6 protein-coding genes and 1 riboswitch are annotated in these 6,879 nt (G+C 69.6%); of the genes, 5 read left to right on the plus strand and 1 reads right to left on the minus strand.

Features of this window, described 5'->3' with window-relative positions:
• Nucleotides 1-117: 117 nt before the first annotated feature.
• A complete protein-coding gene (locus AC1DZ6_RS15505; protein ID WP_477098059.1) occupies nt 118-1,587 on the minus strand; it encodes a methylmalonyl-CoA mutase family protein in 1,470 nt (489 codons plus the stop codon).
• A gap of 172 nt (nt 1,588-1,759) precedes the next feature.
• On the opposite strand from AC1DZ6_RS15505, the gene AC1DZ6_RS15510 reads away from it, so the two are divergent.
• The 5 genes from AC1DZ6_RS15510 to AC1DZ6_RS15530 form a co-directional block, all read left to right on the plus strand.
• Nucleotides 1,760-2,767 carry an NAD(P)H-dependent flavin oxidoreductase gene (locus AC1DZ6_RS15510; RefSeq protein ID WP_477098054.1) on the plus strand — a complete coding sequence of 336 codons (1,008 nt, stop codon included), beginning with the start codon at nt 1,760-1,762 and terminating at the stop codon, nt 2,765-2,767.
• Between the two features lie 90 nt (nt 2,768-2,857).
• Complete coding sequence (locus tag AC1DZ6_RS15515; protein ID WP_477098055.1) at nt 2,858-3,595, plus strand: DUF2793 domain-containing protein; 738 nt, start codon at nt 2,858-2,860, stop codon at nt 3,593-3,595.
• Between the two features lie 88 nt (nt 3,596-3,683).
• A riboswitch (yybP-ykoY riboswitch) is annotated at nt 3,684-3,817 on the plus strand.
• A gap of 63 nt (nt 3,818-3,880) precedes the next feature.
• Nucleotides 3,881-4,450 (plus strand): TMEM165/GDT1 family protein, encoded by a 570-nt coding sequence (locus AC1DZ6_RS15520; RefSeq protein WP_477098056.1) that lies wholly within the window; start codon nt 3,881-3,883, stop codon nt 4,448-4,450.
• Between the two features lie 58 nt (nt 4,451-4,508).
• Entirely contained in the window at nt 4,509-5,135 is a 627-nt protein-coding gene (locus AC1DZ6_RS15525) for a hypothetical protein (RefSeq protein ID WP_477098057.1), read from the plus strand.
• A 163-nt stretch (nt 5,136-5,298) separates the two neighbouring features.
• Nucleotides 5,299-6,879: hydantoinase/oxoprolinase family protein (locus tag AC1DZ6_RS15530; RefSeq protein ID WP_477098058.1), on the plus strand; the 1,581-nt coding region annotated here is incomplete at its 3' end.

Below are 6,879 nucleotides of genomic sequence, written 5' to 3' on the forward strand. Positions count from 1 at the left end.
CGGCGGAGAAGGCCGGGGCGACGTCGACGCCCTCTGGCGTGACCCAGACCGCGCCCTCCGGAGCGGCGGCGGTCGCGCCGGCCTCGAAGGCGATGCTCGTGAAGTCGGGGAACTGGCTCATGCCTCTACTCCCATGGGGGCTCYCTCGAAGGCGGCCGAGAACCGGATGGGCGTCAGGGGCGGACAGCGGGAATCGGGCCCAGGAACCCGCACGCTGGGCGGATCGGCGGCGAAGTCGGCGATCTTGGGCGTGGCCACCTCCACCGGCTTGTCGTCGGCGTTGGGGAAGGCGGTGACGCCCAGGATCTTGCGGCTCTTGTCGGCGAAGGCGGCCTCCTGCGCGGCGCGGGTGGCGGCGACGATGTCGGCGACCAGGCCGCTCTCCAGCGCCTTGACGATCCCGCCGGCCGCCTCGATGGCCTGGAAGCCGCCCCAGGCGGCGCGGGCCAACTGGTCGGTCAGACTGTCGAGGTACCAGGACCCGCCGGCCGGATCGGCGACGCGGCCCAGATGACTTTCTTCCATCAAGACGAGCTGGGTGTTGCGGGCCTGGCGGCGGCCGAAGGCGGTGGGCAGGCCGATGGCGTCGGAGAAGGCGCCCAGCACGATGGCGTCCGCCCCGCCGACCGCCCCGGCGAAGCCCGCCGAGGTCAGGCGCAGCAAGTTGGTCCAGGCGTCGGCCCGGGTCAGCATGCGCTGCGAGGATCGGACCTCGATGACCGCCGGGACCGAGACGCCGCACGCGTCGGTGATCCGCGCCCACAGGGCCCGGGCGGCCCGGACCTTGGCCACGCCGGTGAAGTATTCGGCGTCGAGGCTGACGCCCAGGGTGATCCGCGAAAAGGCCTCTTCCATCGACAGACCGGCGCGGACCAAGGCCTTGGCGTAGGCCAGGGCGCTGGCGGCCATCACCGCCAGCTCCTCGGTGTTGGAGCCGCCGGCCTCATGCGCCGCGCGGCCGGTGGCCAGAAACAGGCTGGCCTTGGCGTAGGTCTGGGACAGGCGGGCGCCGACCGTGGCGGCCGAGATCAGGTGGCCTTCGATCGGTCCGGGGCTGACGCCGGCCTGGGCGAAGGCGGTCAGCGGATCCATGTGGAACGCCAACGGTGCATTGGGCGCGGCCTTGGCCAGGCCGCCCAGCCAGTCGGCGGCCTTGGGGCCCAGGAAGCCGGCGTCCAGGGCGACGGGGGCCAGGTCCAGCATCACGCCGCTCAGCGCCTGGGCCAGGTCCTGCAGCGAGCCGACGGCGACGCCGTTGACGCCCGTCGGATCGAGGGCCAGCAGTACGGAAGCCGCGCCGCCCTCCAGGTCCTTCATGATCTCGGCGGCGGCCTGACGGGGATCGGGATGGGCGGCGCGCATGCGCAGGTCCCAGGGCCGGTCGGCGTCGCGGGCCCGCAGGTCGCGCGCCACGGCCACGCCGTCTTCCGCCGTGTAGAGGGGCCGGATGGCGATTCCGTCGGGGGTGTTGGTGACGAGCGCGTCGTCGAACGCCTGGCCCTTCAGCGTCTTCTCGACCAGGGACATCCATTTGGCCTGGGCCTTGGCGTGGTCCAGAGAACCGAAATCCTCCGCCAGCGGCGTGATCGGCTGAGTCACGACGTTTCTCTCCTGCACTGCAGCATTTTCTTGTTTTGGTCAGCAGATGCGCCCGTGCCCTAGGGTAGGTCAAGCGCTTGCGCGCGGTGCGAACGACCGTTTAAGCTAACGGTGTTTACATGAGCGGCCCGCAGCGGCCGCACCAAAGGAGACGTCCCCCATGGCCTTGCCGCCGATCCTGCGCGACCGCCTGCGCCTGCCCGTCATCGCGTCTCCGCTGTTCATCATCAGCAATCCCGACCTGGTCATCGCCCAGTGCAAGGCCGGCGTTGTCGGGTCGTTCCCGGCCCTGAACGCGCGGCCGATCTCGCAGCTGGACGAGTGGTTGGCGCGTATCACCGAGGAGCTGGCGGCCTACGACCGCGCCAACCCCGATGCGCCCTCGGCCCCGTTCGCGGTCAACCAGATAGTCCACAAGAGCAACAACCGGCTCGAGGAAGACATCGCCATGTGCGTCAAGCACAAGGTCCCGGTGGTCATCACCTCGCTGGGCGCCCGCGAGGATCTGAACAGCGCGATCCACTCGTACGGCGGCATCACCCTGCACGACGTGATCAACGACCGGCACGCCCACAAGGCCATCGAGAAAGGCGCTGACGGCCTGATCCCGGTCGCGGCCGGCGCGGGCGGCCACGCCGGCACCCTGTCGCCGTTCGCCCTGGTCCAGGAAATCCGCCAGTGGTTCGACGGGCCGGTGGCGCTGTCGGGCTCGATCGCCTCGGGCCGCTCGATCCTGGCCGCCCAGGCCATGGGCGCGGACCTGGCCTATATCGGCTCAGCCTTCATCGCGACGAAGGAGGCCAACGCGCCTCAGGGCTACAAGGACACCATCGTCGAGGCCTCGGCCAACGACATCGTCTATTCCAACCTGTTCACCGGCGTGCACGGCAACTATCTGCGCCAGTCGATCGAGCGGGCAGGGCTGGACCCCGCCAACCTGCCGGTCAGCGACCCGTCGGCCATGAACTTCGGCTCGGGCGGCAACCAGGAGGCCAAGGCCTGGCGCGACATCTGGGGCTCGGGCCAGGGCGTCGGCGCGATCGACGCGGTGCTGACGGCCGGCGAACTGGTCGCCAAGTTCGCGGAGCAATACGAGGACGCCAAGGCGGAGCTGGCGGCCAAGACGGCCTTCACATCGGGCGCCCGCCTGGCTTTCGCGGCCCAGTAAACGGGGACAGCCGGAGGACCGACGGCCGTCGGTCCTCCGAGACTCGCGGTGGGGCGACACTGGAGGCGTTGAAACCCTCCAGGAGCTCCCATGTCCAACGACGCCACGCCTCGCCTGTCGCTGCCCTTCGTGGCCGCCGGCCAGGCCCAGAAACACATCACCGTCAACGAGGCCCTCGGCAAGCTGGACGGCCTCGTCCAACTGGCCGTGCAGAGCCGCACGGTCACCGCCCAGCCCGGCTCGCCCGCCGACGGGGCGATGCACATCCTGCCGATCGGGGCGACCGGCGCCGCGTGGTTCGACAAGGCCGCCGGCCTGCTGGCCCGTCACGCCGACGGCGTCTGGGAGACCCTGGCCCCGTCGGCCGGCTGGCTGGCTTGGATCATCGACGAGGGCCTGGCTCTGATCCACGACGGGGCCAACTGGACGCCGCTGTCCTCGACCTTCAAGAATCTGACGGCCGCCCGCTCGCCGTTCTTCGCCACGACCCGGTTCGAGATTCTCGAACAGGAGGTGACCCTGTCGGGCGCGTCGGTCGCCACCACGGTGGCGATCCCCAGCCGCGCCATCGTGCTGAGCGTCTCGACCCGCACCAGTGTGGCGATCACGGGGGCCGCCTCGTACAACTGCGGCGTGGCCGGCGACACGGGGAAGTTCGGCGCGTCACTGGGCGTGGCCAAGAACGCCAGCAATGTCGGGGTGGTCGGCCCCACAGCCTACTATGCCGACACCCCCGTGGTGATCACGGCGGCCGGCGGCGCCTTCACCGGCGGCAAGGTGCGGGTGTCGATACAGGTCATGAGGTTCGATCCGCCGGCGGCCGTTTAACCACAACGGGGACAGACGCATGCGCCTGTCCCCAACCGTCGCAGGGGCGTCTCGACGCCTTGACCTCACGAACCAACGCCGCTACCAACCCGCCACCTTTGGGGAGTAGCCGCCCGCACCGATCAGCGGGGCCCGTCGTCAACATACTTATCCTTCGGGATATGGCGCGGGTGGAGGAAGCATCAGCTTCCGCGGCGAGACCAATGGCGTCGGTTTCCGTTCCGGGCTGGGCGGGGTCTCCGATGCTATTGGCGTGCGCTCGGCCCGGACGGTGTTTTTAGATCCATGGAACCCCTGCTCGTTTCGGCCCTCGTGGTCGCCATCGCCGAGATCGGCGACAAGACCCAACTTCTCGCGATCATCCTGGCCACGCGCTTCAAGAAGCCCGTACCGATCATCCTGGGCATCCTGGTCGCCACCCTGGCCAACCACGCCCTGGCGGCCCTGGCCGGTTCGCTGGTCTCGGGCCTGTTCGACGGCGCCTGGTTCAAATGGGCCATCGCCGTCTCGTTCGTCGCCATGGCCGCCTGGGCGCTGATCCCCGACAAGGCCGACGACGACATGCCTGGCGGCAAGGGCCGGTACGGCGTGTTCCTGACCACCACCATCGCCTTCTTCCTGGTCGAGATGGGCGACAAGACCCAGATCGCCACGGTCGCCCTGGGCGCGCGCTTCCACGACGTGCTCTGGGTCGCGGCGGGCACGACGTTCGGCATGATGCTGGCCAACGCCCCGGCCGTTTATTTCGGCGAGGCGGTGACCAAGGTCGTGCCGTTGAAGTACGTCCGCATCGGCGCGGCGCTGATCTTCCTGGGCCTGGGCGTCTGGGCCGGGATCGAGGCCTTCAGGGCCTAGCGCAACCTAAGTCCCTGTCTCCCCGTTCTCCCGCATCTGGAATTGGGAGGATGGGAAGATGAGCGACTTATCGCCGTCGGAATTTCACGAAGACGTCTATGCGCACCCGCTGATCTCGTGGGGCGCGGTCATTGCCGGGGTGGTGGTGGCCATCGCGCTGGGGGCCTTGCTCAATATTCTGGGCCTCGCCATCGGCGCGACCGCCGCCAATCCGTGGACCATGGACAGCGGCGACGCCAAGGGGCTGACCCTGGGTGGCGGCCTGTGGGTGGCGTTCTCCAACGCCGTCGCCCTTCAGGTCGGGGCCTTCATCGCCGCCCGGGCCGCCAAATATCCAGACCACCACAAGGGCCTGTTCCAAGGCCTGGCGGTCTGGGGCGTGGCGTTCGTCCTGGCCTTCGCCGGCCTGGGTTCGGGCGTGGGCGGCGTCCTGCGTGGCGCCGACACCGCCGCCACGGCCTACGTCACGGCCGCCGACGACGCCTCGGTTCCCGCCGACGGTCGGGTCAGCGAGGCCGACGCCAAGGCCGCGGCCGAGAAGACCGGCGACGTCCTGGCCACCCTGGCCTGGTGGGGCGTGGCGACCATGGTCCTCGGCGCGGCCGGCGCCATCGCCGGCGGCCGCTTGGGCGCCCGTCACCCTGTCTGGCATCGACGCGTGCGCGTCGTGTCCACCAACGTCTAAGGAGAGCACGACATGAAAGGCGCATTCCTCTGGCTGCTGGGCATCCCGCTGCCGATCATCCTGCTGCTGTATCTGTTCCACGTGCTTTGACGTGACGAGGCCCGCTCGCCCTTGATGCGGGCGGGCCTCAGCGCCACAAGGGTTCTCCACGAAGGGAACCTTGATGACMGACCGCGGCTGGGAGTTCTGGATCGACCGCGGCGGCACCTTCACCGACATCGTCGCGCGGCGTCCGGACGGCAGCCTGCTGACCCACAAGCTGCTGTCGGAAAATCCCGAGCAATATGACGACGCCGCGGTCGCCGGYGTCCGAGCTCTGCTTGAGGGCGAAGCCGCAATCGACGCGGTCAAGATGGGCACCACCGTCGCTACCAACGCCTTGCTGGAGCGGGCCGGCGAACCGACAGTCCTGGCGATCACCCAGGGCCACGCCGACGCCCTGCGGATCGGCTACCAGGCCCGGCCCAAGCTGTTCGACCGCCACATCGTCAAACCCGAGGCGCTCTACACCCACGTCGTCGAGATCGACGAGCGGATCAGTGTCGAGGGCGAGGTGCTGCGCCCGCTGGACGAGGCGGCCGCCCGCGCCGGACTGCAAGACGCTTTCGACGCCGGCTTTCGCGCCGTGGCCGTCGTGCTGCTGCACGGTTTCCGGTTCACCGACCACGAGGCGCGGGTGGCGGCGATCGCCCGCGAGATCGGCTTCACACAAGTGTCGGTCAGCCGCGAAGTCAGCCCGCTGATGAAGCTGGTCGGACGGGGCGACACGACGGTGGTCGACGCCTACCTCTCGCCGATCCTGCGCCGCTATGTCGACAAGGTGGCCGACGCCCTGGGTCGCGAGACGCGGCTGCTGTTCATGCAGTCCAACGGCGGCCTGACCGACGCCCATGCCTTTCGGGGCAAGGACGCGATCCTTTCCGGCCCGGCCGGCGGCGTGGTCGGCATGGCCAAGACCGCCGCCCAGGCCGGGTTCGAGCGGGTGATCGGCTTCGACATGGGCGGCACCTCGACCGATGTCTGCCATTTCGCCGGCGAATACGAGCGGGCCTACGAGACGGTGGTGGCCGGGGTGCGGATGCGTGCGCCGATGATGAACATCCACACCGTGGCGGCCGGCGGCGGTTCGATCTGTTCGTTCGACGGGGCGCGGTTCCGGGTCGGTCCGGCCTCTGCCGGGGCCAATCCCGGTCCGGCCTGCTACCGGCGTGGCGGGCCGCTGACGGTCACCGACTGCAATGTCATGCTGGGCAAGCTGTCGCCCGACTTCTTCCCGGCGGTGTTCGGCCCGAACGCCGACCAGCCGCTGGACCGCGACGTGGTGGTGGCCAAGTTCGAGGTCCTGGCGGCCGAGATCCTGGCGGCGACCGGCAAGGCCATGACGCCCGTCGAGGTCGCCGAGGGCTTCGTGACCATCGCCGTGGAGAACATGGCCAAGGCCGTGCGGCAGATCTCGATCCAGCGCGGCTACGACGTCACCAAGTATGTCCTGGCCTGTTTCGGCGGCGCGGGCGGCCAGCATGCCTGCCTAGTAGCCGACGCCCTGGGCATGACCGAAGTGATGATCCACCCGTTCGCCGGGGTGCTCAGCGCCTACGGCATGGGCCTCGCCGACCTGCGGACGCTGCGCGAGGCGACGGTGGAGCGGCCCTTAGCCGAGGCCGCGGACCACCTCGCCATCCAGGTCACCGCGTTGGCGGCTGAGACGGAGGCGGCGCTCTGGGCGCAGAACGTACCGCTGATC

Source organism: Caulobacter sp. P1_B12_2, assembly GCF_056406675.1.

Coding starts and splice junctions, on each gene's coding strand:
- AC1DZ6_RS15510 (WP_477098054.1), top strand. CDS start 1,760: ATGGCCTTGCCGCCGATCCTGCGCGACCGCCTGCGCCTGCCCGTCATC.
- AC1DZ6_RS15515 (WP_477098055.1), top strand. CDS start 2,858: ATGTCCAACGACGCCACGCCTCGCCTGTCGCTGCCCTTCGTGGCCGCC.
- AC1DZ6_RS15520 (WP_477098056.1), top strand. CDS start 3,881: ATGGAACCCCTGCTCGTTTCGGCCCTCGTGGTCGCCATCGCCGAGATC.
- AC1DZ6_RS15525 (WP_477098057.1), top strand. CDS start 4,509: ATGAGCGACTTATCGCCGTCGGAATTTCACGAAGACGTCTATGCGCAC.